We start from the raw sequence: 24,751 nt of genomic DNA on the forward strand, positions 1-24,751 counted from the left end.
GTGCCACTCTGTTTGATCTGTCGCAAAAGCTGTTATGTTGTACTACCTAGACTATCAACAGATACTCTTTATCAACATTTTTAAAGGAAATACGATGAGCTCAATAGAACAGCACAAAGATCAATTGATGCACGATCTGAATCAGGTCATACGCGATGCCGAAGAAATGTTGAAAAATACAGAGCAGCAGACGGGTGAAGGCTTCAAATCGGCGAAAGCGCGTTTTGAGCAGACGCTGAAAAATGCGAAGGCTGAAGTTCAGCGCGTTGAAGATCTGGTCATTACCAGAACAAAAGATGCAGCGAAAGCAACCGATGTCTACGTGAAAGAAAATCCATGGCAATCTGCCGGTATTGCCGCAGGTGTTGGCTTGCTGCTCGGTTTGCTGATCGGACGTAGTAAGTAACTCATGGCTATTCTCGACTCTGTGGGGAGACTCATCGCGACCTTTTCAGGCATCGTCCATACACGCCTGGAACTGGTTGCGGTCGAAATAGAGGAGGAGCTCAGCCGCTTTTCCTCTATTCTTCTATGGTCATTGACGGCGCTGTTTTGTGCCTGTTGTGCCGTTGTCCTGATTGTGGTTCTGTTGATCGCTGTATTTTGGGACACCCACAGAATTGAGTTAATTTCAGGTCTGATTGCCGTGTTTGCAGTTGCGGCTGCGGGCATTACCTGGTGGATACACCAGCAGTTGCAAGTAAAGCCAAGACTGCTCTCACTGACCTTGTCAGAGTTAGAAAAAGATGGGCAGGCACTGCGCGATAAATTTCCTCACTCCACTCCGAACTGAGGAAAATAATGTCGGCTTACAAAGAAAAACTTGCTTTCCGCCGCGAAGCGCTAGTACTGAAGGTACATGCGCAAAGACAGCTATTGTCTTTACAGACGCAAGAGCTTCAGCAGTCAATCGAGTTTGCTGAATTCAGTCTGAATTGCGCGGCGAAAGTTGTGGTCGCAGTCAGAAAAAAACCAATATTAGGCGTGGTGATTGCAGCGGCAGTTTATGTGGTAAAGCCTGCCCGCGCCTTGTCCTTCATAACGACCTCATTACGAGCCTGGCAAACATGGCGCAAACTTGCGCCATTGCTTAAACAAGCTGAAAATCAATAAGGCAGCTTATTCCTGCTGACCAAATTCATCGCCCAGCTCTGCACCTCTGGCTGCTGCGGCTTGAATGGCACGGATGATCGCTTGTTTCACTTCGCTATTTTCCATGCTGGTCAAAGCGGCATAAGTGGTCCCGCCCTTAGAAGTCACCCGCTCCCGTAACACCGCAACGGGTTCATTCGAGTGCATCGCCAGTTGTGCTGCGCCCTCAAAAGTCTCGATGGCAAATTGCGTTCCCTGTTCTGCACTCAGTCCGAGTGCAACTGCAGCCTCCTGCATCGCTTCAATAAAATAAAAGACATAAGCTGGGCCACTGCCGGAAACAGCAGTCACAGCATCAATCAGATGCTCTTCGCTTAACCAGGAAGTCAGCCCGACCGAGCGCAGAATGTCATCTGCGACTTTTTTCTGTTGCTCGCTGACGCCCGGCATCGCATATAAACCAGTAATACCTTTCCCAATCAATGCAGGCGTGTTCGGCATTGCACGGACAATGGTCGGATATGAATTCAGCCAGCGGGAAATATCTGTCGTGCGTATGCCTGCGGCAATTGTAAGTAACAACTGGTGTTGAATGAATGGCGCCAATGCGCCGATGACATCGCGCAATTGCTGCGGCTTAACAGCCAGAACAATCACATCCATGGCCTGCAAACGCTCATCAATACTTAACGCAGTGGTCACCCCGAATTCTGTTTCCAGCCTGTTTAAAGACGTTTGATTCACGTCGATTACATGAATATATTCTGGCTCCGTAAAATCCGGCAGCAATCCGCCAATCAGTGCGGACGCCATGTTGCCGCCACCGATAAAAGCAATCTTTAATTTATTTTGCATAATTTCTACTCCCAAAAATTCCGGTTCCTATCCTGACCATCGTACTGCCCTCGGCGATTGCAGCATGCAAGTCGCTGCTCATCCCCATCGATAAGGTATCTAAGGAAATTCCCTGCGCCGATATTTTTTCGCCTAACTCTCTTAAATGACGGAATGCCTGACGCTGCTGTGCGACGTCCGAGGTTGGTTCGGGCACCGCCATCAATCCCCGCAAACGGATACGAGGTAATGTGGCGATTCTTAACGCCAGCGCTACCACGTCTTCCGGAGCGACGCCGCTTTTACTCTCTTCGCCACTGATGTTAACTTGCAGGCAGATATTTAAATCGGCCATGGTTGCTGGTCGTTGCTCCGACAAGCGAACTGCGATTTTTTCTCTGTCCACCGAATGCACCCAGTCAAAATGCTCGGCGATTGGTTTTGTCTTGTTACTCTGTATCGGCCCGATAAAATGCCATTCGAGGTGTAGCTCAGGCGAGTTGCTCTGTATCAGAGTCATTTTTTCTAACGCTTCCTGAAGATAGTTCTCGCCAAAAGCAGTTTGCCCATGCTGCGCAGCCTCCAGAATCGCTTCCGCACCGAAAGTTTTAGAAACAGCTAACAGTCTGACCGACTTCGACGGACGATCAAACCTCAGTTCTGTTGCCCGGATGTCATCAAGTACGGCTTGCAAGTTGTTAGAAATTAAGGACATAATCAGAAAATTTTGTAGGGAACTTCATCAATTTTTTGCTTGCTCTTCTTTATTAGAGCAAAATGCACTACGCTTTGTCGCCGCTTTATCGCGATTGTCATAAAAGACGTACACCAACTACCGGAATTATAAATGGACATTTCTGAACTGCTTGCGTTCTCCGTCAAGAATAACGCCTCCGATCTTCACTTATCATCGGGTCTGCCACCAATGATACGGGTACACGGCGACGTACGTCGAATTAATTTGCCGCCACTCGAGCATAAAGATGTACATGAGTTGATCTACGACATCATGAATGATTCGCAGCGCAAAATTTACGAAGAAACTCTGGAGTGTGACTTCTCTTTTGCGATTCCGGGACTGGCACGTTTCCGTGTGAATGCGTTTAATCAGGAGCGTGGCCCGGCTGCCGTTATGCGTACGATTCCATCAAAAATTTTAACGCTGGAACAATTGAATGCGCCGCGTATTTTTGCTGACCTTGCTTTAAAACCTCGCGGTCTGGTTCTGGTTACCGGCCCAACCGGCTCAGGAAAATCAACCACGCTTGCCGGGATGGTGAATCACCTGAATGAGAATGAATACGGACATATCCTGACCGTCGAAGATCCTATCGAGTTTGTGCATGAATCAAAAAAATGCCTGATCAACCAACGTGAAGTCGGCCCGCATACCATGTCGTTTAATAACGCATTGCGTTCAGCTTTGCGTGAAGATCCGGATGCGATTCTGGTCGGCGAGTTGCGTGATCTTGAAACAATTCGCCTGGCATTGACCGCCGCTGAAACAGGCCACTTAGTTTTCGGCACCTTGCATACGTCTTCCGCTGCTAAAACGATAGATCGTATTGTCGACGTTTTCCCTGCTGAAGAAAAAGAAATGGTCAGATCGATGTTGTCAGAGTCTTTACAGGCCGTGATTTCGCAAACGCTGCTGAAAGTCAAAGATGGCTCGGGACGCGTTGCTGCCCATGAAATTATGATCGGCACACCCGCGATTCGTAATCTGATTCGCGAAGCAAAAATTGCTCAGATGTATTCTGCAATACAAACCGGTAACAACATGGGTATGCAGACTTTGGATCAGAACCTGACTGATCTGGTAAAGCGCAACGTGATTTCGGTGGGCACAGCACGTGCAGCAGCGAAAATTCCGGAAAATTTCCCAGGTTAATTGAGCAGATAGAAAGAGACGAACATGGAACGCGATCAGGCAACCAAATTCATGCATGACCTGCTCAGACTGATGCTGAGTAAAAATGGTTCTGACTTATTCATCACCGCTGACTTCCCTCCTGCGTTTAAAATCGACGGCAGAGTGACACCAGTATCGAACCAACCACTGACACCGGCACATACGGTTGATCTGGCTCGCGCTATCATGAACGATAAGCAGGCAGCTGAATTCGAATCGACCAAAGAATGTAACTTCGCGATTAATCCTGCCGGCATGGGACGCTTTCGCGTCTCCGCCTTTATGCAGCAAGGTCGTGTCGGCCTTGTATTGCGGACAATCACCACGGCCATTCCTAAATTAGAAGACCTGGGTTTACCGGAAAACCTCAAAGAGGTTGTGATGACCAAACGTGGTCTGGTGATCATGGTCGGTGCAACTGGCTCAGGCAAGTCAACCACACTGGCGGCGATGGTAGGCCACCGCAATCAATCCAGTTACGGTCATATCATCACCATTGAAGACCCTATCGAATATGTGCATCCACATGCGAATTGCATCGTGACACAGCGGGAAGTCGGTATCGATACGGAAGACTGGGGAGCCGCGTTGAAAAACTCGTTGCGTCAGGCACCTGATGTCATTCAGATTGGCGAGATCCGTGATCGTGAAACCATGGATTTTGCGATTGCATTTGCAGAGACTGGCCATTTATGCCTCGCAACTTTGCACGCAAACAGTTCAAATCAGGCACTGGATCGTATCATCAACTTCTTCCCGGAAGAGCGTCGGGCGCAATTATTGATGGATTTATCACTGAATCTGAAAGCCGTCATTTCACAACGTCTGATACCGTTAAAAGGACGTAAAGGCCGCGTCGCCGCAGTTGAAATCATGCTGAACTCACCACTGATTTCCGATCTGATCTTCAAAGGCCAAGTGCATGAGATCAAAGAAATCATGAAGAAATCACGTGAACTCGGTATGCGTACGTTTGACCAGGATTTATTTGATTTGCATGAAGCCGGCAAAATTACCTACGAAGATGCACTGCGTAATGCGGATTCTGTGAACGAATTACGTCTCGCAATCATGTTGCAGGGTAAAGAGTCAAAAGAGCGCGACCTTAGCGCTGGCACCCACCATTTAGGCATCGTTTAACTATGAGCGCACTTGATTACACCGTCACTAATCTGCAGGGACAAGCTGTTGACCTGAAACAGTATCTGGGAAAAGTGGTACTGATCGTTAACACCGCTAGTAAATGCGGTTTTACGCCCCAATACAAAGGCCTGGAAGCGGTCTATCAGCAGTTTAAAGACAAGGGCGTGGTGGTGCTTGGATTTCCATGCAATCAATTCGGTCATCAGGAACCGGGAACGGCTGATGAAATCGGCAGTTTCTGCGAAAAAAATTATGGCGTTACTTTTCCTCTGTTTGAGAAAATTGATGTCAACGGCAAAAATGCGCATCCGCTGTTTCAACACCTGAAATCTGAAGCGCCCGGTCTTTTGGGCATACAGGCGATTAAGTGGAATTTCACTAAATTTTTGATTAAGCAAGACGGCTCGGTATTTAAACGCTATGCGCCGCAAACAGCACCGGCAGATATTATTCAGGACGTGGAAAACCTGATCGCCGGAAAATAAGTCGTGTTTTCAGTTGCATTGTATGGTTGGGAAAGATCATATTATCCCCAACCATTGCAATGCCAGCGGCAAAAATATTGCTGTCAGTAACCCTGACAATCCCATTGCCAGGCCTGCAAAAGCGCCCATTTCCTCACTTAACTGAAAAGCTCTGGCAGTTCCTATGCCATGCGCACTCACGCCTAATGCAAAGCCGCGTACGCTGTCATCTTTGATATGCAGAAAATTCAGGATACCCGTCGCCATCATCGCGCCGAGTATGCCAGTCAGCATGACCAATGCTGCAGTCAGGGAAGGTAAGCCGCCGACTTTTTCCGTAATCCCCATCGCAATCGCCATCGTTACCGATTTTGACGCCAGTGATAACACCGTCACATGCGATGCACCGAACCATTGTGCGAGCAACATTGCGGTGATAATCGCAGACGCACTCCCCATCACGGCGGCAAGCAGAAATGCCCGCCACTGAGACCTGAGTTTATTCATCTGTTGATACAAGGGCACAGCCAAAGCAACTGTTGCCGGCCCCAGTAAAAAATGGACGAACTGCGCACCTGAAAAATAGGTCTGATACGACGTACCTGTTCCGATTAACACCAGCACGAGCATTGCGACGGCAATCGCGACCGGATTCGCAAGCGGGCTGAATTTACATCGGACATAGATCGCATAGGCAAGTTGATAGGCAAGCAGCGTTGCAGTCAGCCCCAACAGAGGCGATGCCGCGAGATAAACCCACACATCTGCTAATCTTGCGTTCATCGCGACATCCACTTCACACACAAGGCTGTCACAACAATCGAAATTGCTGTACTCAGCACCAGTGCGATGACCAACGGTATCCATTCATCCAAGACAGTTTTTCCGTGCACCATGATGCCAACACCGGCCGGAATAAACAGCAGGGATAAATGTCTGAGTAACTCCTGCACGCCTGGTATCAGTTTGGGAGCAGCCTCTTTTTTCAGCAACAAAAATCCAAATAGCAACAACATCCCGATAACGGGTCCTGGGACGGGCATTTTCGACATAAAGACAAAACCTTCGCCCAGACACTGAAAAATCAGGAGTATTAAAAACGTCCGGATCATGATGTTGACTCAGGTGCTGGATAACGCATGATCAATTAATTCGACCCAGTGTTTGACCGGTGTATCTGTTCCTGATTGCAAATGCGTCAGGCAACCGATGTTCGCCGATAAAATCATGTCTGGTTTTGTCGCCAGCAGATTGTGTAATTTTTTATCCCGCAACTGATAAGACAATTCCGGTTGCAAAACAGAATAGGTGCCTGCCGAGCCACAACATAAATGGCTGTCGGCACACATCTGCACATCAATTCCCAGCGCTTTCAGCAAGCCTTCGACTTTGCCGCGAATTTGCTGGCCATGCTGCAAAGTACAAGGCGGATGCCAGACTATACGTTGTCTGAGTTTGCCTTGTAATCTGCCAACCAGCGCGCTCTCAAATGCAGGTAACACTTCACTCAGGTCGCGGGTCAGAGCAGAGATACGCTGCGCCTTTTCGGCATAAGCCTCATCATGCGCAAGCAGATGCCCATATTCTTTCACGGTCACGCCACAGCCGGATGCGGTCATCAGGATGGCTTCGGCACCAGACTCTACATATGGCCACCAGGCATCAATGTTATTGCGCATATCATCCAGTGCCGCGTCCTGCTCATTCAGATGATGACGGATAGCACCACAGCATCCGGCTTTCGGAGCACGGATCAGTTCGATACCTAAGGTGTTCAACACTCGGGCGGTCGCATAATTAATATTCGGTGACATCGATGGCTGCACGCAACCATCCAGCAATAACATTTTCCGCGCATGCTGTTGCTGCGGCCATAATCCGGCAGCTAGTCTTTCAGGAACCTTATTCTGCAACGCTTTGGGCAATAATGGGCGGACGGATTGACCCAGACTCATTACCGGTTTGAATATCCAGGGCGTCGGCAACATCGTTTTCAACGTGCTCCGGATAAGCCTTTGTTTAAGCGAACGCGGCACCTGCTCTTCCACGACCTTGCGACCAATATCCAGCAAGCGACCATACTGAACACCTGACGGGCAGGTCGACTCACAATTACGGCAAGTCAGGCAGCGATCCAGATGTTGCTGTGTTTTTTCAGTGGCGACTTTGCCTTCAAGTACCTGTTTGATCAGATAAATGCGGCCACGCGGGCCGTCGAGTTCATCACCCAGCAATTGATAGGTAGGGCAAGTCGCTGTACAAAAACCGCAATGCACACATTTGCGCAATATGTCATCGGCCTCTTTACCCTCACGGGTATTCTTAATAAAGTCTGCGAGATTAGTTTGCATAGCGAATTAAAAGTCCTTGTACAGGCGGCCAGGGTTAAAAATACCTGAGGGATCGAAAGCGACTTTCAGACGCTGATGTATCTTTGCCAGCGGAGCGGATAAGGGCGTAAAGACGCCGATACTCTTGTCACCGCCACGGAATAAGGTCGCATGACCGCCAGCAGCTTGTGCCGCAGCGCGTATCGTTGCAGGGCTCTCGTCGCTGAACAACCAGCGCTGCGCACCACCCCACTCTATCATCGACTTCCCGGTCAAAGCTAAAGGTGCAGTGGTGGAAGGAACGGATAAGCGCCACAAACCATGTGCCTCATCCTGTGAAAAGAAATCATGCGTCTGCTCGCGCAAATCATTCCAGGCAGAAGCGGCATCCTGCATCTCTTCGCCTCCCAACCGCTGCTTCGCGGCGCGCACAGCAGCCTCAGCGCCGGAGAGTCGCAACATCAGGCGCCCCACGTGCCAACAGCTACCGGACAACGGCAATGCCTGTCCTGCCCACTCATTCATCTTCTGAATCGCATCGGCTTCGGATAACGCAAATACCAATGTCGTTTCCGCAAATGGCCGCGGCAACACTTTGACGGAAATATTCAGCACCAGACCTAATGTTCCCATGGAGCCTGTCAGCAAACGCGAGACGTCATAGCCAGCAACATTCTTCATGACCTGGCCACCGAACTCCAGTACTTGTCCACGGCCATCCATCAATGTCGCACCAAGAATAAAATCACGTGCAGCCCCGACATACGGACGGCGCGGACCTGACAAGCCTGAGGCGAGCATGCCTCCTATGGTTGCCGTTGCGCTGAATTTCGGCGGCTCGAATGCCAGCATCTGATTGTTTTCGGACAGTAGTGCCTCGATCTCGGCAAGCGGTGTACCGCAGCGTGCTGTCAATACCAGTTCGGTCGGCTCATACGCCAGAATGCCGGAATACGCCCGGGTATCAAGCACGTCACCTTGCGGAGCCTGTCCATACCAACGCTTACTGCCACCGCCTTCGATTTGCAGTGGAAGGTGGTTCTGCGAGGCATTTAATATCCGTTCCCGGAAGCCTTCGATTATGTTGTTCATCACTGTGTCCATCTGTATGTTTTTTATTTTTCTCAGAAACGAGGTAAATCCGGAAATTTCAGATTTCCCTGTTTCACATGCATACGCCCATATTCAGCGCAGCGATGCAAGCTTGGTATCGCTTTATCCGGATTCAGCAAACTATGGGGATCAAATGCACGCTTCACGGCAAAAAAAGCATCCAGCTCTTCACGCGAAAATTGCACACACATGGAATTAATTTTTTCTATACCAACACCATGCTCGCCAGTAATCGTGCCGCCGACGGTTACACATAATTCCAGTATCTCCGCACCGAATGCCTCAGCCCGCAGAAACTCGCCTTCCTGATTCGCATCAAACAAAATCAACGGGTGTAAGTTACCGTCACCGGCATGAAACACATTTGCGCAGCGCAAACCATATTTTTCTTCCATATGAGTAATGCCTATCAAGACTTCCGATAAGCGCTTCCGGGGAATCGTGCCATCCATGCAGTAATAATCCGGCGATATACGTCCCGCTGCGGGAAACGCATTTTTACGACCGGACCAGAAACGCAAACGTTCCACTTCGCTCTGGGAAACCGCAATTGCCGTCGCACCAGCCTGTTCCAGCACGGCAGACATACGCGCGATTTCCTCCTCAACTTCTTCCGTCGTGCCGTCAGACTCACACAGCAAAATCGCTTCCGCATTGATGTCATAACCGGCTTTAACAAAGGGTTCGACCATGCGTGACGATGTTTTATCCATCATCTCCAAACCTGCGGGAATAATACCGGCAGCAATCACGTTTGCGACCGCATTTCCGCCTTTCACCACATCATCAAATGAGGCCATAATGACGCGCGCAACCTGCGGTTTAGGCACCAGCTTGACCGTCACCTCGGTGACGATTCCGAGCATTCCTTCTGAGCCGATAAAAACCGCCAGCAAATCTAAACCCGGAGCATCCAGCGCTTCGCTACCCAACTCAACAACGTCACCGTCAATGGTGACTACGCGCGCGCGCAGCACATTGTGTACGGTCAGACCATACTTCAGACAGTGAACACCACCAGAGTTTTCCGCTACGTTGCCGCCTATCGTGCAGGCAATCTGCGACGAGGGATCCGGCGCATAATACAAACCTAAAGGTGATACGGCTTCCGAGATTGCCAGATTACGCACACCCGGTTGAACCACAGCCGTTCGCGAGTAAGCATCTACTTTCAGAATTTTATTGAATTTGGCAGTAGATAACACGACACCATCGGCGATCGGCATCGCGCCACCAGATAAGCCAGTTCCTGCACCGCGCGGTACGATAGGAACGTTCAAACGGCGGCAAACTTCCATCACCGCGATAATCTGTGATTCATTTTCCGGCAGACAAACGATCATGGGCAACTGGCGGTAGGCTGCCAGACCATCACATTCATATGGACGAACATCTTCTTCATGATGCAAGACACAATGCCCTGGCAATACCTGGCGCAGCGCCTTCACGACTTCCTGCTGCCGCCCGCCATACAAATCATTTGAACTGTTTTGCTCCATCGCTTTACCCCATCTGTTTTTTTGTCAGTGTAATCAGCTTTGATGTATCTGGGATGAATACTTTAAACTTTACTGACTGAATTTTTTTCAGGACATAAAAAAAGGACGCCACAGCGTCCTTTTTTTAGCATTCAGGGTGCTTACACGGAGAATGAAGATCCGCAACCACAAGTGGTGGAGGCATTAGGATTTTTAATCACAAACTGTGCACCTTCCAGATCATCTTTATAATCGATTTCAGCTCCCACCAGATACTGATAGCTCATAGAATCGATCAACAACTGCACACCATTTTTTGTCATGGTGGTGTCGTCTTCATTCGTGATTTCATCGAACGTAAAACCGTATTGAAAACCTGAACATCCGCCACCTTGTACAAAAACGCGTAATTTCAAATCAGGATTACCCTCTTCTTCAATCAACTGAGCAACTTTTGCAGCTGCGCTTTCTGTGAAATTGATTGGTGTTGGCATTTCGGCTACAGCATTCATTTTTTGCTCCTTGGATCTAAGATGTTCTCATTATAGTCCCGACTCCGGAACTATGCATTGGACGCTGCAAGTTTCAGAGTTGCAGGCTCTTGAGCAAGATCATGCGTGAGTTTACCGGATACCAGAGCACCACTGAGCATCTCCAGAGTTTTGTAGTGAACGTCACCAGAAATTTTTGCCTTAGGCTGCAACTCTAACAGTTCTGTTGAAAACACTGGCCCGTTAATCACACCGTTCACGACGATGTGTGCCGCCCTTACTTCACCATCAATAACGGCCTGCTCTGAAATGACCAGCATGCTCAATGATTCAGTATCAGCAATAACGTTGCCACGAATGTGTCCATCAATGCGCAAGCCACCTTTGAAATGCAGATCGCCTTCAATTCTTGTAGTGGATCCAATAAGGCTATCGATAGTGCTTTTGGTTTTACGACTGAACATGAAAGAATTCCTTTTCAGGACATAGATCAAAAATATTCATGAGCTTCATCATCCAACTCAGAAATAATTGATGCTGGTTTATAAATTAACCGCTTGTTGAGCGCGGACTTGCCCCCGGTCTAACACTTTTACCTGGACATTTTTGGCGACCGCACCATCCGGAAGGGTAATGACTCCCTCCAATCGCTGGTAATGTCTAAACGATAATTTTAATTTACCAGCTTCGCCCGATTTGGGATCAGGAAAATACATCGTAGCAGGTTTACCTGCCTGCACCAAACCTAATAAAAATTGTAATTCACCATTAAAATCTCTGCCATTTTTTACGCCTTGCATTACCAAAGCTCGATAACGCAATTGGCCGGGTGCGAGCATTTCTATCTTCAGATTCTGAACGGTAATACCATCATTCCCAGTCGTTGAAGGCATCACGCCTTCAAAAAAAGCCAGATCATCTTTCAACTTTTGATTTTCTGCAGTCAGCGCTTTGATCTGATCCGTCAGCTCTTTCTGCATAGAACGATCAATGTTCTGCTTACTTTCTATCGTGTTTGCTTCCAGTAACAACTTATCGCGCTCAGCTGTCAGCTCTTTTACCTGTGTTTCAAGTGACTGCATCTGATTCAGATTAAACTTTGTTCCGAATGCAAAGCTCTTTCCAAGATCATAGATCCACCATGCGACAGCAGACGTCAGTGCAATGACCAATGCCAGCATGGCCAGCCGGAGCGGCCACGGCTGTTGATGCGTAATGGTCATTTTCGACGCTAGATGGCGTCGTTGCCAGAGTCGTTTCTTTGCCATGAATGAATTACGGCAAAACAGGAATATGCTGCAATCCTGTTACTTCATCCAATCCAAACATCAGATTCATACACTGCACAGCCTGCCCGGATGCACCTTTTACAAGGTTATCCTGCACGACAAGAACGATCAAAGTTTTGCCATTATTTGGCCGGTGCAACGCAATACGCAGCATATTGGAAGCGCGGGTAGAACGTGTTTCCGGATGAGAACCAAATGGCATAACGTCAACGAATGGCTCATCTTTGTAGGTACTTTCAAACAAAACCTGTAATTCGTCATTACTGATATCAGTGTTCAGGCGAGCATACAACGTTGAGTGCATACCGCGTACCATCGGAACAAGGTGAGGAGTGAATAACAGTCCCACTTTTTGCTCAGTCATACGCTGTAATTGTTCTACGGTCTCCGGTGTATGGCGATGGCCTGAAACGCCGTAAGCCTTGAATGTGTCGCTCGCCTCGGAAAACAAAATACCGATTTCAGCCTTACGTCCGGCACCTGACACTCCGGATTTGCAATCAGCAATCAAATCCGTTGCATCAACAATTCCCGCCTTCAATAATGGATAGAAACCCAATTGCATGGTCGTTGGATAACAACCCGGATTACCAATAACCCGTGCGGTTTTGATCGCATCACGATTCAGCTCAGGCAAACCATAAACAGCTTCGCTCAGCACATCAGGACACGTGTGTGGAATGCCATACCATTTCTCGAACTGCGCAACATCTTGCATCCGGAAATCTGCGGCAAGGTCAATTACCTTGACACCAGCCATCAACAATTCTTGCGCTTGTGCCATAGCAACACCATGAGGTGTCGCAAAAAAAACGACATCACACTCCGTCAGCTTTGCTTTATCAGGCGAAGAGAATGCCAGGTTAACACGCCCACGTAGTGATGGATACATGTCCGCCACAGGTAAGCCATCCTCTTTACGCGAAGTAATTGCCGTCAGTTCCACTGCTGGATGCATTGTCAGCAAACGCAATAACTCAACCCCGGTGTAACCCGTGCCACCTACTATTCCAACTTTAATCATTGACGTTCCTTGCAAGAAATTTTCCGCTATTTTAACAGCAGTCGCTCATCTCAAAACGCACTTCACGGAACTCATCCGCAATCAGCACACAAAAGCAAAAAGCCGCCCAGAGGCGGCTTTTTGTAGCAATTCCTGCCAGCGATAAAAAATTAACGCTTGGAGAATTGTTTTGCGCGACGTGCTTTGCGCAGACCAACTTTTTTACGTTCAACTTCGCGTGCATCACGAGTAACGAAACCAGCTTTGGACAATTCAGATTTCAAAGTTGCATCGTAGTCGATCAGAGCGCGAGTGATACCGTGACGAACTGCACCGGATTGGCCGGATTCGCCGCCGCCGTGAACGTTAACCATAATATCGAATGTCTCGAGATTATTAGTCAGTTCCAGAGGTTGACGGATGACCATCAGGCCAGTTTCACGAGAGAAGTACTCGTTAGCTGGTTTGCCGTTGACAACGATCTTGCCGCTGCCGGATTTCAGGAATACGCGAGCAACTGCGCTCTTGCGACGGCCAGTTCCGTAGTTGTAATTACCGATCATGGCTAATCCTTAGATGTCGAGTACTTGTGGTTGCTGAGCTGCGTGCGGATGTGTTGCATCTGCATAGACTTTCAGCTTCTTGATCATTGCATAGCCGAGTGGGCCTTTAGGCAACATGCCTTTAACTGCTTTCTCGAGTGCACGACCTGGAAAACGCTGTTGCATTTTCGTGAAATTTGTTTCATAGATACCGCCTGGATAACCAGTGTGACGGTAGTATGTTTTGTTCAGAGCTTTAGTGCCAGTCACGCGCAGTTTGCCTGCATTAACAACAACGATAAAATCGCCTGTGTCTACGTGTGGAGTAAATTCTGGTTTATGTTTGCCGCGTAAACGGAGTGCCACTTCGCTGGCAACACGTCCGAGTACTTTATCTGTCGCGTCAATCACGAACCAGTCGCGCTGAACCTCATGGCCCTTAGCGGAAAAGGTTTTCATGTTGAATCCTAAAAAGTTAAATACGCCCTTTTTTGGTGGTTCTGCCCATGATCTGGCAGACTCTCCCTTGTTAAACTCTCAGTCGGGCAAATTGAGAATCGGAAATTATAGGGTTTTCAAGGAGTTAGTGCAAGAACTGTTTAAATTTTAAGCAAAATTTCCATAAATTTCCCAAGCAGATCGGCAAATATATTTTTAAATAAATAATAATTTGATGCAGGCTCTCCGATTCGCCAGAATCATATGCAGTAAAATCTCTAACGACTTAGATCACATCATAACGAGGAATAAATGGAAGCTACCGTACGCTGGACAGGCTTATCTGGCATGTCTTTTTTGGCAGAAACTGGCTCAGGCCATGCAGTTTTAATGGATGGTGCACCGGAAGGTGGTGGTCACAATCTGGCGCCACGCCCGATGGAAATGGTGTTATTGGGAACGGGCGGATGCACGGCCTACGATGTCGTATTAATTTTACGTAAGAGTAAACAAGATATACGTGGCTGCGATGTAAAGCTCAGCGCGGAAAGAGCTGAGACAGAACCTAAAGTTTTTACCAAAATCAACTTTCACTTCACGGTTCGTGGACGTCAGTTAAAAGCTAATCTGGTCGAACGCGCAATCAAACTTTCACATGAAAAATACTGCTCTGCGTCTATCATGCTTGAAAAAACGGCTCAGATGACGCACAGCTATGAAATCATTGAAGATGCTGAGACACCTTCTGAGCACGATACTCAGGGATGAACGGGCTCTTCAGCTTGCTCAAAAATATCCAGATATGTCGGATAAAACGTGCAATACCTGATCGTCGTCAATAAAGCCAGAACAGGCATCATCAACAACACGACAAAACCGGTGTTGCCTGTGACCAGCGCTAAGATCTCAACAAAAATGGCTGGCAATAATCCTGAAATGAGGAACCAGGAAAGTGCGTAAATCAAAAACGCCTTGGCGGCACGTTTTACCGAAAAAAAACTGTAAAACAGCGCTTTTGGTACTGACATCCCGCGCCACATAATTAACGGCCCCGCAAACCAGAAAGCCATCAAAGCCGGCAAAAAGGCAAGTACCGCCATCAACATTCCTAAAAACAGACGCCCTTGAGGTAAATCCTTAGGATCAACTGGCTTTTCACTGGAAATAAACTCGAATAAGGCACCATCGTCAAAAAGTTGCGAGATCAATGCTGCGCCGGAAATGGCCAGCAGGTACAGGCAACCCAAAGCGAATAAACGTAAAAAGAATTCAGAACGAAAACCTACCAGCAACACAGTCGGTTTCACCCGCACACCATCCTCAATCAGACGGCAAGCCTGCATAAAGCTCATGGCAAATACGGGAATTAACACCAGAGGCAAAAAGCGGCCGATAAATGGCACCAAGCTAATTCCCATGTTAAAAAACATATATGCAAAAAAGAGTGTCAACATTTCTGCAGGTTGCTGGCGAAACAGGGCAAAACCACGTTTAACCCATACCCACCCCGTTGAAGCTGGTACTGAATTCATAAATCACTTGTTAAAGGGGGGACAGGCAAAGACTCGCGCAAACGTAAAATCCGTTCAAAGTGTGCGGGATCATGCGGCGTCAGCATTTCTGCATCTCGTGGTTGGTAGTAGTCATACAAGCGGGACAACCAAAAACGCAGAGCGGCTGCCCGCAACATCGGCTTCCAGGCAACCGACTCTTCAGGAGTAAACGGCCGCACCAGATGATAAGCATTCAACAAAGCCCTTACCCGCGTAACATCCAACTCACCGGTTGCAGTATCGATGCACCAATCATTCACGGTCACGGCAACATCGAAAATCCAGGCATCGCAGCCCGCAAAATAAAAATCAAAAAAACCTGTCAGCTTTTCGCCATCAAACATGACGTTATTACGGAACAAATCCGCATGGACAGGTCCTCTTGGCAAAGCACGATAGATTGGCGTGCTGTCAAAGGCATCCTGATAATGCACCTCTGCGCACAACAGATGTCTCAACTCATCAGAGAGAAAAGGAAGAACTTTCGGCGTGGTTTCATGCCACCAGTTCAAAGAACGTAAATTTTCCTGATACAAGGGAAAGTCTTTTCCAGCAAGATGCATGAGCGCAAGCATCGCACCGACTGCGGCACAATGCACGGGTTCAGGATGCATCTGCGATGCCCCTTCTAACTTGCTGACGATAGAGGCAGGCTTTCCGTGTAAAGCTGTCACCAACTCGCCATCGATATTCGCAACAGGTGCGGGTACCAATACTCCTCTGTCTGCAAGATGGCGCATTAACTTCAGGTAAAACGGTAATTGCTCGAAAGTCAGATTTTCAAAAATCGTCAGAACATACTCACCGGTCTCTGTCGTAATAAAAAAATTACTATTTTCAATTCCAGATGCAATCCCTTTAATTGCCAGCGCTTTTCCCAACGGGAATTGTTTTATCCAGGAACTGAGGTCGTCGAGTGTGACTGAGGTAAAAACTGCCATTGTGATATCGCAAAAATAGAATAGAAAACTTACTTACCTGTAGCACTGGCTGGTACGGCCTGCGCTGAAGCTGGTGGCAATACAGGCGGCTGCTCGATTTCTTTGCTTTCTTTTTTTCCGCCGAATTCGAGAATAGTCCACTGCGGCGCCCGGTTTGCATTTCCCTGAACGGTACCTTTGGGCGCATTACCGACTTCAGGATCCGCTTTTAAGGTGTAATTACTTTTGCCCGACTTCACCTGAACTTCAGTGACTTTGCCAGCATTATTGCGTTTCTCAGTTACTTTATTCTTTGGTTCAGGTTTGCCTACAGATAATGAAGGATCTGCTGCGCCGTCTTCCAATTTATCCAGCTTAGGTGGCGCCTGGTCGGGCTTTTGCGTCTGAGCCAATACTACTCCTGCGAAACTCAACAAAAAGAGGCCAGAAAGAACTCCTGACAGGATTTTCGACATTTTTTTCATGGTTAATATCCAATTGGCTTGAACTGGCAGACATTGTAACAAAGCAGTGCTCTCACTGACAGAGAATATACGGTTCCAAATTCGATAAAAAAAGGAGTCGTCTGACGACGACTCCTTTTTGAATTTTCTAAATTAATTCGGGTGTAAGCCCGAATTCAATTAGAACTTGTGACGAATACCAACGTTCAGCAATTTGTCTGTCTGACCAGCAGCAGCTACATTGTATTTACCGTTGTTGTCGTTAGTTGTACGAGAGAACGATGTGTAGATGTCTGTACGTTTAGACAAATCGTATGTGTAACCGATAGCGAATTGTTTGCCATCTGCGTTAGCAACTGCTTTGTTTTTAGCTTGTGTGAAGTCAGCTACAAATGCACCTGGACCAAACGGTACTGTCGCGCCGATCATCCAAATGCGTTCATCGTTAGTGCCGCCTTTGATAGTTTCGTATGCAGCGTGAGCTTTTACAACTGTGAAGTCATAAGTGCCACCAACGAATGTTTTCTTACCAGCATTTGCATCATTACCAGCTGCATCGTTCAGTTTTTCGTAAGCGATTGCTGCGTACACTGGACCTTCAGAGTAAACACCGGAAACGCCAACTTTACGGTTGCCAGAATTATTACCAGCAACTTCACCGAAGCCGTATTGCACAGAACCTACAAAACCACTCAGGCTGTTTGTAGAGTAAGTGATTGCATTGTCAGTACGTGTCGATGTTTTGAACAAACGACCGATGTCGCCAGCCAGACCAATGTGGAATGGATCAACGTTATCGCCGATGTCATAAGTTACAGATTTTTGACGACCCAGGTTCACAGAACCGAAATCACCGGACAAACCAACATAAGCTTGACGACCGAAAGCCAGACCACCTTGATCAGACGCGCCAGTATCAGTTTTCAAACCCATTTCCAAAACGAAGTTTGCTTTCAGACCGCTACCCAGATCTTCAACGCCTTTGAAGCCCAGACGTGAACCGTTTTGAACGCCACTATCCAAAGAAGTTTTTGCGCCAGAACCGTTGTCATCACGAACCACGCCCATGTCAACGATACCGTAGATAGTTACGGAAGATTGCGCGAAAGCTGCGCCAGAGAATGCACTCATCAGAGCAAGTGCGAGGAATGATTTTTTCATTGTCTAGTATCCAAAAATGAATGTTAAATTTTTGCTGCACCACAAACAAAACGCGGCAAAAAACTGAATTGCAGGTCAATTTACAGCCTTGAACCAATAATTGATCCAATGACAAATGTCACGATACCTGCGAAAAATGACATTTTGATGAAATCAGACTACTTAATAAACAAGGACTTACAGAGCGTTGCAATATAAAGACATAGCCAATTTTGAAAAATTTAATCAGGTATTTAACAAAGCCAGCGATGTCCAGGCTCGCATTATAGGCATTTTTTACCTTTGCTGCACAGCACCAGTCAGATAAGGGATATCCCGTATTTTTCAATAGATAGAAAAAAACATATTTATCCGACGGTTTCCCATGCATTTTGTTTCTGCGCCGTTTTCGACCGCCAGTAGGCACGGCCGCTGTACCAGAGCGCTGCCGCAATCAATGCACAAACCAGCTGACCAAGGGCTAACGAGAGAGCCGAATGATCTAACGCCGGCGCGACAACACCAGCAATTACTGCCCCAAGTAAAGTCAACGTTGCCGACTGGCAGGACGCAACGATACCTCTGATTGTAGGAAACAAGTCCAGAACCAGCAAGGTCGCGCCTGGTGCAACCAGTGACATGCCAAACGTGTAAAAAAACAACGGAGTTACCGACCAGAGCAGCACTGGCGCAGAGAAAAAATGAAATGTCACGTTAAAAACAGACGCTCCGATAAGGAAGCAGAAACCGATACTTACCTGCTTCCATACAGAGAGTTTGCCAGCCAGTCTGTTTGCCGCAAGAGCACCTAAAAAAATGCCAGCGACAGAGGGGACAAATTGCCAGCCGAACTGATCGGCAGCAAGCTTCAGATGTTGAGTAATAAACACCGGGGCGGCAGAAACATATAAAAACATGCCAGCAAAATTAAAGGCAACAGTACCGGCTTTTAGATGGAATAAAGGAGACTTAAATACTTTTCGGTAACTAAGCCATAGAAACTCCATACTGAATTCCTGCCGTTTATCTTTCGGTAAAGATTCAGGCAAGAACTTAAAGCAGGCAAACCATAACGCAATTGTGTATAAAAAAAGCAATAAAAAAATTGCGCGCCAGCTCATAAAACCCACAATCCAGCCGCCGAGTATCGGCGCAATTGCAGGAGCGATCGAGAAGATCATTGTCACCATCGACAACAAGCGTTCTGCCGGAGCACCGGCATAAAGATCACGGATCATTGCCCGTCCGACCACCATCCCGGCACCGGCCGAGACGCCTTGCAGAATACGAAATCCCCACAGGTAATGAATGCTGTGTACCGACGCGCAACCAAAACTGGCGACGGCAAAAATCGCTAAGGCAGCCAGAATGACGTTACGCCGCCCGAACGCATCCGACAGCGCGCCATGCCATAAAGTCATAAACGCAAACGACAACATATAAGCGGTGAGCGTCTGCTGGACTTCCAGTGAAGTTGCCGCCAGGCTGCTCTGTATATTAGGGAAAGCTGGTAAATAAGTATCAATGGAAAATGGTCCCAACATCGCCAGTGCAGCTAATAAAGTGGCAAGTCCGGCATTGCTGAGCTGTTGGCGGGAGTGCATTTGTTACCCAATCATTCAAAAAAATAAATAAAATGCTGTTACAAAAAAAAAGAAAAAAGGCGAAATATTTCGCCTTTTTGTTGCTAATGCGAGACACGTCAGGATTAAATTCCCCCCATACAGAGGTATTTCATTTCCAGATATTCATCCATACCGTATTTGGAACCTTCACGTCCGAGTCCGGATTGCTTGACGCCGCCAAACGGTGCGACCTCATTGGAAATTAAGCCTGTATTAATCCCCACCATGCCGTATTCCAGCTTTTCGGCGACGCGCCAGACGCGGCCGATATCGCGTGAATAGAAATACGAAGCCAATCCGAAGTCGGTATTATTTGCAGCCGCGATGACTTCTTCTTCAGTAGTGAATTTCACTACTGCAGCGACCGGTCCGAAGGTTTCCTCATTCATCACCAGCATCGATGCTGTGACATCCGCCAACACTGTTGGTTCATAGAATAATTCCCCAGCGCTATGTGGCTTACCACCAGCGAGCAAGCGGGCGCCCTGTTCCATCGCGTCCGCAACATGTTCTTCTACTTTCGCCACCGCTTGCGCATCGATCATGGGGCCCTGATTAACACCGGCATCGAAACCATCACCGACTCTGATTTTTTTTGCCCCGGCAGCTAATTTACTGACGAATTCATCGTAGACCGAAGCGTGTGCATAAAAGCGATTGGTACACACACAGGTCTGCCCCGAGTTGCGGAACTTGGATAACAAGGCGCCTTCGACAGCCGCATCGATGTCTGCATCGTCGAAAACAATAAATGGCGCGTGACCACCCAGTTCCAGCGCCAGCTTCTTGACCGTCGGGGCGGACTGACGCATCAGAATACGGCCCACCGGCGTCGAACCGGTAAACGACAAATGCCGGACGACAGAGCTATCGCATAAAACTTTACCGACAGCGATAGACTGCTCCGCATCGGCAGTAATAATATTAATGATCCCGGCAGGAATACCTGCGCGGTGTGCCAGTTCGGCAATCGCCAGCGCCGACAAAGGCGTCTGCTCAGCTGGCTTGATGACAATCGAACAGCCAGCGGCCACAGCCGGAGCAACCTTGCGGGTAATCATCGCAATAGGAAAATTCCATGGCGTGATTGCGGCACACACACCAATCGGTTGCCGCAACACGACCATGCGCTTATCGCTCCAGGTCGAGGCCATCACGTCGCCCGTGACACGTTTCGCTTCTTCGGCAAACCATTCAACGAAACTGGCGCCGTAGATGACTTCGCCCTTTGCCTCGGCAAGCGGCTTTCCTTGTTCGGCAGTCATGATCGCGGCCAGATCATCGGCATGGCTGATAATCAGATCAAACCAGCGACGCATGATATTGGCACGCTCTTTTCCTGTTTTCGCCGCCCACAGCGGAAAAGCAGCTTGCGCGGCAGCAATAGCGGCATGCGCATCTGATTCGGCTAAATTAGGTACGGTCGCCAGCACAGCCTGGGTTGATGGATTCACCACATCAAATTTCGTTTGCGCCTGCACCCACGCGCCATTGATATACGCAGCGTCACGTAACAACGATGCGTCTTTTAAGCCTAATGATTTTGCAATTTGTTCTGATGACATCGCTCCGTCTCCATCGTATTTTGACTGATTAATGAATAGCAACTACCGGACTTATGCGACATCGCGCTCGGCAGGGTGATCGCTTCTGATCATATAAATATGTCAGCCTTAGCTGACACCCCTTGCCGCGACAAAATTGCCGTAAGTCCGCAATAAAAAGGAAAGCCTAAAGCAAAACAGCCAGGTCTGCTTGACCCGGCTGTTTTATTCAGATGAATTATTTTGATTTCATCTCTGTTCTTTTGGCTTGGCTTCCTCGCGACGGTTGAAACCGGCAACCATATCAAAGCGGAATAAGCGGCATTCCAGCGCGCCATTAAAGAACGGTGTTTTGCGCGATTCTTTTAAACGCAGCATTTTCGGTACCGTCAGATCGGCAGTAAACAAAAAGACGCTCCAGCCAGCAAAGCGTTGTTTCAAGGTGGTGCTGAAGGCACTGAAAAATTCTTTTGCCAGATCATCGGTTTCCAGCGAGCTGTCGCCACGCACGCCAATACGTTCACCATACGGTGGATTAGTCAGCAATATGCCTGGCTGCGTTGTCGGCGCCTTGATTTCCTGCGCTTCGATCTGTTTCAGCGGCACTTCAAAACGGATGCCCGCTTTATTCAGATTATTGCGCGTCATCACGACCATATCGCCGGAAATATCGCTGCCGAAAATCGTCGGTTCAGCGGGCAAAGGATTTGGCTTCGCCGCGGCTTTGATAGCAGCCCACGCATCAGCATCAAACTGATGAAATTTTTCAAAGCCGAATTCTCGTTTTAATCCCGGTGGAATCCCTGCCAGGATTTGTGCCGCCTCGATCAGTATCGTGCCGGAACCGCACATAGGATCAAACAAAGGCACGCCCGGTTTCCAGCCCGCCGTCCGCAACAAACCTGCGGCCAGATTTTCACGCAAAGGCGCGTCACCGGTTTCCATACGCCAGCCGCGCTTAAACAAAGGTTCACCGGAAGTATCGAGATAAATCGTGAAATTATGCGCATCGAGAAAACCGACGATACGCATATCCGGTGTTTTCGTATCAACCGAAGGACGTTGCGTGAACTGATCACGGAAACGATCGCAAATCGCATCTTTGATTTTCAGCGTGACAAATTCCAGACTTTTGACTGGTGACTTCACTGCCGTGACATCGACGCGTATCGTGTGGTGATAACCGAACCAGTCTTCCCACGCCTGCGCTAACACCAGATCGTAAATATCGTTTTCATTCGAGTAACTCGCATGCGCCATACGCATCAGCACGCGTGAGGCGATACGGGAATGCAGATTGATGCGCCAGCCGTCTTGCAGACTGCCGGAACAATGGACGCCGCCCGGCACTTGATTGTGGACTGCCATGGTTTTATCCATCGCAGCAATTTCGTTCAACTCTTCAGCGAGAGCGATTTCCATGCCGCGCGGGCATGGACAAAAATAAGAATGACGTGTCATGGGGAACCTTTTATCCGTTGTAATTCAAAAAATACAGGGTGAGCATGGCTCACCCCTCACTGCACTTACACGCAGCCGCTGTACATCAGCAACGTGCACTGTTTTCGGTCACCAATCAGAAAGGCTTGACGACAACTAATATCACGACGATCAGCAACAAAATCACCGGTACTTCGTTAAACCAGCGGAACCAGACGTGGCTGCGCTTATTCTGGCCTTTTTCAAATTTTTTCAGCAAACTGCCGCAGGCATGGTGATAACCGATCAGCAAAATCACACACAATAATTTCGCATGCATCCAGCCATTGCCGGGGCCTTTACCGATGCCGTAACCCAGCCACAAATACAAGCCCAGCAATATCGCTGGCACCATCAGCATCGTGGAAAAGCGATACAGCTTACGTGCCATCAGCAACAAACGTCCGGTACTGGTGGCATCGGTTTCCATCGCCAGATTCACCAGTATGCGCGGAAGATAAAACAAACCGGCAAACCAGGAGGTGACAAACAGAATGTGCAGCGCTTTAATCCAGAGCATAATTGACTTTCAAAATTTCAAAGTGGCATACAAAAATTTACTGGCGAACTTCGCCGTGACCAAACACGACGTATTTTAACGAAGTTAAACCTTCCAGTCCGACCGGGCCACGGGCATGCAATTTGTCGTTGGAAATACCGATTTCCGCACCCAGCCCGTATTCAAAACCATCCGCAAAACGGGTGGATGCATTCACCATCACCGAAGCCGAATCCACTTCACGTAAGAAGCGCAGCGCTCGGCTGTAATCTTCGGTGATGATCGCTTCGGTATGCTTCGAAGAATAATCATTGATATGCGTCATCGCCGCATCGATATCCGCCACCACTTTGACTGCCAGCACTGGTGCCAGATATTCTGTGCTCCAGTCTTCTTCGGTGGCTTGCGCAAGATAAGGATAGTCAGCCAGAATCACCGCTGCTGCTGGGTCGCAACGCAATTCGACTTGTTTGGCCTCATACAGTTTTGCCAGTGGCGGCAAGACCTGCGCGGCAATTCCTTCAGCGACCAGTAAAGTTTCCATGGTGTTGCAAGTGCCGTAACGATGGCATTTGGCGTTGAATGCAACGTCCAGCGCTTTTTGCAGATCGGCTTTATCGTCGATGTACACATGGCAGATACCGTCGAGATGCTTGATCATCGGCACGGTTGCTTCCTGCATCAGTCGCGCGATCAGACCTTTGCCACCGCGCGGCACGATTACATCAACATACTGCGGCATGGTGATCAGTTCACCGACCGCAGCACGGTCGGTGGTTTCCACGATCTGCACTGCATCGGCAGGCAAACCGGCACCCGCCAGCCCTTCTTTCACCAGTTTTGCCAATGCCTGATTACAGTGAATTGCTTCTGAGCCGCCGCGCAGTATCGTCGCATTGCCGCTCTTGATGCACAGACCCGCCGCATCAACAGTCACATTCGGGCGCGCTTCGTAAATGATGCCGATCACGCCGAGTGGCACACGCATCTGCCCTACTTGTATACCGGTCGGACGATACTTCATATTCGAAATTTCACCGATAGGATCTGCGAGACTGACGATCTGCTCCAGACCTTCGGCCATCGTCGCAATCGCTTTATCTGACAAAGTCAGGCGATCGAGCATCGCGGCTTCCATGCCTGATGCTTTGGCAGCAGCGAGATCGAGTTCGTTGGCGGCGCGCAATGCAGCTGCGTCGCGCCGGATCGCGGCAGCAATCAGACTCAACGCCCGATTTTTTGCAGCAGTATCGGCCTTCGCCATCGCCCGCGATGCCGCGCGGGCGCGGGCGCCGAGGTCGTTCATGTAATGTTTGATGTCCATCATGTCATTTTGGGAGCTTTATATACTCCCCCGTGTATTTTTTAAAGCCCTTTATTTACAAGGACATTAGGTGT

At 48.5% G+C, this 24,751-nt stretch carries 29 protein-coding genes; 7 read left to right on the top strand and 22 right to left on the bottom strand.

Annotated features, from left to right (window positions below; genetic code table 11):
* The first annotated feature begins 94 nt into the window (after window positions 1-94).
* The 3 genes from H8K29_RS07195 to H8K29_RS07205 are packed head-to-tail and all read left to right on the top strand — an operon-like array spanning window position 95 to window position 1,113.
* Entirely contained in the window at window positions 95-406 is a 312-nt protein-coding gene (locus H8K29_RS07195; protein ID WP_186882892.1) for a YqjD family protein, read from the top strand.
* A 3-nt stretch (window positions 407-409) separates the two neighbouring features.
* Window positions 410-793: a phage holin family protein gene (locus H8K29_RS07200; protein WP_186897011.1), complete on the top strand. Its 384-nt coding sequence runs from the start codon at window positions 410-412 to the stop codon at window positions 791-793.
* A gap of 8 nt (window positions 794-801) precedes the next feature.
* Window positions 802-1,113 (top strand): YqjK family protein, encoded by a 312-nt coding sequence (locus H8K29_RS07205; protein WP_186897012.1) that lies wholly within the window; start codon window positions 802-804, stop codon window positions 1,111-1,113.
* A gap of 6 nt (window positions 1,114-1,119) precedes the next feature.
* On the opposite strand, the gene proC is transcribed toward H8K29_RS07205, so the two are convergent.
* Complete coding sequence (gene proC / locus H8K29_RS07210) at window positions 1,120-1,947, bottom strand: pyrroline-5-carboxylate reductase (protein ID WP_186897013.1); 828 nt, start codon at window positions 1,945-1,947, stop codon at window positions 1,120-1,122.
* The gene (locus H8K29_RS07215; RefSeq protein WP_186897014.1) at window positions 1,937-2,641 is read right to left on the bottom strand and encodes a YggS family pyridoxal phosphate-dependent enzyme; all 705 of its coding nucleotides are present in this window, start codon (window positions 2,639-2,641) and stop codon (window positions 1,937-1,939) included. Before H8K29_RS07215 ends, proC begins: the two co-directional genes overlap by 11 nt.
* Before the next feature lie 132 nt (window positions 2,642-2,773).
* On the opposite strand from H8K29_RS07215, the gene H8K29_RS07220 reads away from it, so the two are divergent.
* The 3 genes from H8K29_RS07220 to H8K29_RS07230 are packed head-to-tail and all read left to right on the top strand — an operon-like array spanning window position 2,774 to window position 5,466.
* The gene (locus tag H8K29_RS07220; protein WP_186882887.1) at window positions 2,774-3,817 is read left to right on the top strand and encodes a type IV pilus twitching motility protein PilT; all 1,044 of its coding nucleotides are present in this window, start codon (window positions 2,774-2,776) and stop codon (window positions 3,815-3,817) included.
* A 24-nt stretch (window positions 3,818-3,841) separates the two neighbouring features.
* Window positions 3,842-4,978 (top strand): PilT/PilU family type 4a pilus ATPase, encoded by a 1,137-nt coding sequence (locus tag H8K29_RS07225; protein ID WP_186882886.1) that lies wholly within the window; start codon window positions 3,842-3,844, stop codon window positions 4,976-4,978.
* Window positions 4,979-4,980: 2 nt separating this feature from the next.
* A complete protein-coding gene (locus H8K29_RS07230; RefSeq protein ID WP_186882885.1) occupies window positions 4,981-5,466 on the top strand; it encodes a glutathione peroxidase in 486 nt (161 codons plus the stop codon).
* A gap of 36 nt (window positions 5,467-5,502) precedes the next feature.
* On the opposite strand, the gene H8K29_RS07235 is transcribed toward H8K29_RS07230, so the two are convergent.
* The 11 genes from H8K29_RS07235 to rplM form a co-directional block, all read right to left on the bottom strand.
* Complete coding sequence (locus tag H8K29_RS07235; protein WP_186897015.1) at window positions 5,503-6,228, bottom strand: LrgB family protein; 726 nt, start codon at window positions 6,226-6,228, stop codon at window positions 5,503-5,505.
* Window positions 6,225-6,557, bottom strand: a complete 333-nt coding sequence (locus H8K29_RS07240) for a CidA/LrgA family protein (RefSeq protein WP_186897016.1) — start codon at window positions 6,555-6,557, stop codon at window positions 6,225-6,227. Before H8K29_RS07240 ends, H8K29_RS07235 begins: the two co-directional genes overlap by 4 nt.
* 9 nt (window positions 6,558-6,566) lie before the next feature.
* On the bottom strand, window positions 6,567-7,796 hold the full coding sequence (glcF, locus tag H8K29_RS07245; protein WP_186897017.1) for a glycolate oxidase subunit GlcF: 1,230 nt from the start codon (window positions 7,794-7,796) through the stop codon (window positions 6,567-6,569).
* Window positions 7,797-7,802: 6 nt separating this feature from the next.
* On the bottom strand, window positions 7,803-8,867 hold the full coding sequence (glcE, locus tag H8K29_RS07250) for a glycolate oxidase subunit GlcE (RefSeq protein ID WP_186897018.1): 1,065 nt from the start codon (window positions 8,865-8,867) through the stop codon (window positions 7,803-7,805).
* A gap of 32 nt (window positions 8,868-8,899) precedes the next feature.
* Complete coding sequence (locus H8K29_RS07255; protein ID WP_186897019.1) at window positions 8,900-10,387, bottom strand: FAD-linked oxidase C-terminal domain-containing protein; 1,488 nt, start codon at window positions 10,385-10,387, stop codon at window positions 8,900-8,902.
* Between the two features lie 140 nt (window positions 10,388-10,527).
* The gene (gene erpA, locus H8K29_RS07260; protein ID WP_186882879.1) at window positions 10,528-10,878 is read right to left on the bottom strand and encodes an iron-sulfur cluster insertion protein ErpA; all 351 of its coding nucleotides are present in this window, start codon (window positions 10,876-10,878) and stop codon (window positions 10,528-10,530) included.
* Window positions 10,879-10,928: 50 nt separating this feature from the next.
* Window positions 10,929-11,321, bottom strand: a complete 393-nt coding sequence (locus H8K29_RS07265; RefSeq protein WP_186882878.1) for a polymer-forming cytoskeletal protein — start codon at window positions 11,319-11,321, stop codon at window positions 10,929-10,931.
* Between the two features lie 78 nt (window positions 11,322-11,399).
* Window positions 11,400-12,080 carry a DUF6776 family protein gene (locus H8K29_RS07270; RefSeq protein WP_255423291.1) on the bottom strand — a complete coding sequence of 227 codons (681 nt, stop codon included), beginning with the start codon at window positions 12,078-12,080 and terminating at the stop codon, window positions 11,400-11,402.
* 52 nt (window positions 12,081-12,132) lie between these two features.
* Complete coding sequence (gene argC / locus H8K29_RS07275) at window positions 12,133-13,170, bottom strand: N-acetyl-gamma-glutamyl-phosphate reductase (protein WP_186897021.1); 1,038 nt, start codon at window positions 13,168-13,170, stop codon at window positions 12,133-12,135.
* A gap of 149 nt (window positions 13,171-13,319) precedes the next feature.
* Window positions 13,320-13,712, bottom strand: a complete 393-nt coding sequence (gene rpsI / locus H8K29_RS07280; protein ID WP_162039944.1) for a 30S ribosomal protein S9 — start codon at window positions 13,710-13,712, stop codon at window positions 13,320-13,322.
* Window positions 13,713-13,721: 9 nt separating this feature from the next.
* Window positions 13,722-14,150: a 50S ribosomal protein L13 gene (gene rplM / locus H8K29_RS07285; protein WP_186882875.1), complete on the bottom strand. Its 429-nt coding sequence runs from the start codon at window positions 14,148-14,150 to the stop codon at window positions 13,722-13,724.
* Window positions 14,151-14,441: 291 nt separating this feature from the next.
* Here rplM and H8K29_RS07290 point away from each other — a divergent pair, with 291 nt between their 5' ends.
* The gene (locus tag H8K29_RS07290; protein ID WP_186882874.1) at window positions 14,442-14,897 is read left to right on the top strand and encodes an OsmC family protein; all 456 of its coding nucleotides are present in this window, start codon (window positions 14,442-14,444) and stop codon (window positions 14,895-14,897) included.
* Here H8K29_RS07290 and H8K29_RS07295 read toward each other — a convergent pair.
* The 9 genes from H8K29_RS07295 to H8K29_RS07335 all read right to left on the bottom strand — a co-directional run bounded on the left by H8K29_RS07295 (window position 14,888) and on the right by H8K29_RS07335 (window position 24,680).
* A complete protein-coding gene (locus H8K29_RS07295; protein ID WP_186897022.1) occupies window positions 14,888-15,661 on the bottom strand; it encodes a BPSS1780 family membrane protein in 774 nt (257 codons plus the stop codon). The genes H8K29_RS07290 and H8K29_RS07295 overlap by 10 nt on opposite strands.
* Complete coding sequence (locus H8K29_RS07300; RefSeq protein ID WP_186897023.1) at window positions 15,658-16,623, bottom strand: homoserine kinase; 966 nt, start codon at window positions 16,621-16,623, stop codon at window positions 15,658-15,660. Before H8K29_RS07300 ends, H8K29_RS07295 begins: the two co-directional genes overlap by 4 nt.
* A gap of 29 nt (window positions 16,624-16,652) precedes the next feature.
* Window positions 16,653-17,015: a hypothetical protein gene (locus H8K29_RS07305; protein ID WP_186897024.1), complete on the bottom strand. Its 363-nt coding sequence runs from the start codon at window positions 17,013-17,015 to the stop codon at window positions 16,653-16,655.
* Window positions 17,016-17,246: 231 nt separating this feature from the next.
* Window positions 17,247-18,227 carry a porin gene (locus tag H8K29_RS07310; protein ID WP_186882870.1) on the bottom strand — a complete coding sequence of 327 codons (981 nt, stop codon included), beginning with the start codon at window positions 18,225-18,227 and terminating at the stop codon, window positions 17,247-17,249.
* 347 nt (window positions 18,228-18,574) lie between these two features.
* Window positions 18,575-19,810: a multidrug effflux MFS transporter gene (locus tag H8K29_RS07315; RefSeq protein WP_186897025.1), complete on the bottom strand. Its 1,236-nt coding sequence runs from the start codon at window positions 19,808-19,810 to the stop codon at window positions 18,575-18,577.
* Between the two features lie 104 nt (window positions 19,811-19,914).
* Window positions 19,915-21,396 carry an NAD-dependent succinate-semialdehyde dehydrogenase gene (locus H8K29_RS07320; RefSeq protein WP_186897026.1) on the bottom strand — a complete coding sequence of 494 codons (1,482 nt, stop codon included), beginning with the start codon at window positions 21,394-21,396 and terminating at the stop codon, window positions 19,915-19,917.
* 228 nt (window positions 21,397-21,624) lie between these two features.
* Window positions 21,625-22,836, bottom strand: a complete 1,212-nt coding sequence (locus tag H8K29_RS07325) for a class I SAM-dependent RNA methyltransferase (protein ID WP_255423292.1) — start codon at window positions 22,834-22,836, stop codon at window positions 21,625-21,627.
* Between the two features lie 115 nt (window positions 22,837-22,951).
* Window positions 22,952-23,374, bottom strand: a complete 423-nt coding sequence (locus H8K29_RS07330) for a CopD family protein (protein ID WP_186897027.1) — start codon at window positions 23,372-23,374, stop codon at window positions 22,952-22,954.
* 37 nt (window positions 23,375-23,411) lie between these two features.
* The gene (locus H8K29_RS07335) at window positions 23,412-24,680 is read right to left on the bottom strand and encodes a glutamate-5-semialdehyde dehydrogenase (RefSeq protein ID WP_186897028.1); all 1,269 of its coding nucleotides are present in this window, start codon (window positions 24,678-24,680) and stop codon (window positions 23,412-23,414) included.
* Between the last annotated feature and the right edge of the window lie 71 nt (window positions 24,681-24,751).

It is taken from the genome of Undibacterium sp. CY21W, assembly GCF_014284265.1.
GTDB lineage: Bacteria > Pseudomonadota > Gammaproteobacteria > Burkholderiales > Burkholderiaceae_D > Undibacterium > Undibacterium aquatile.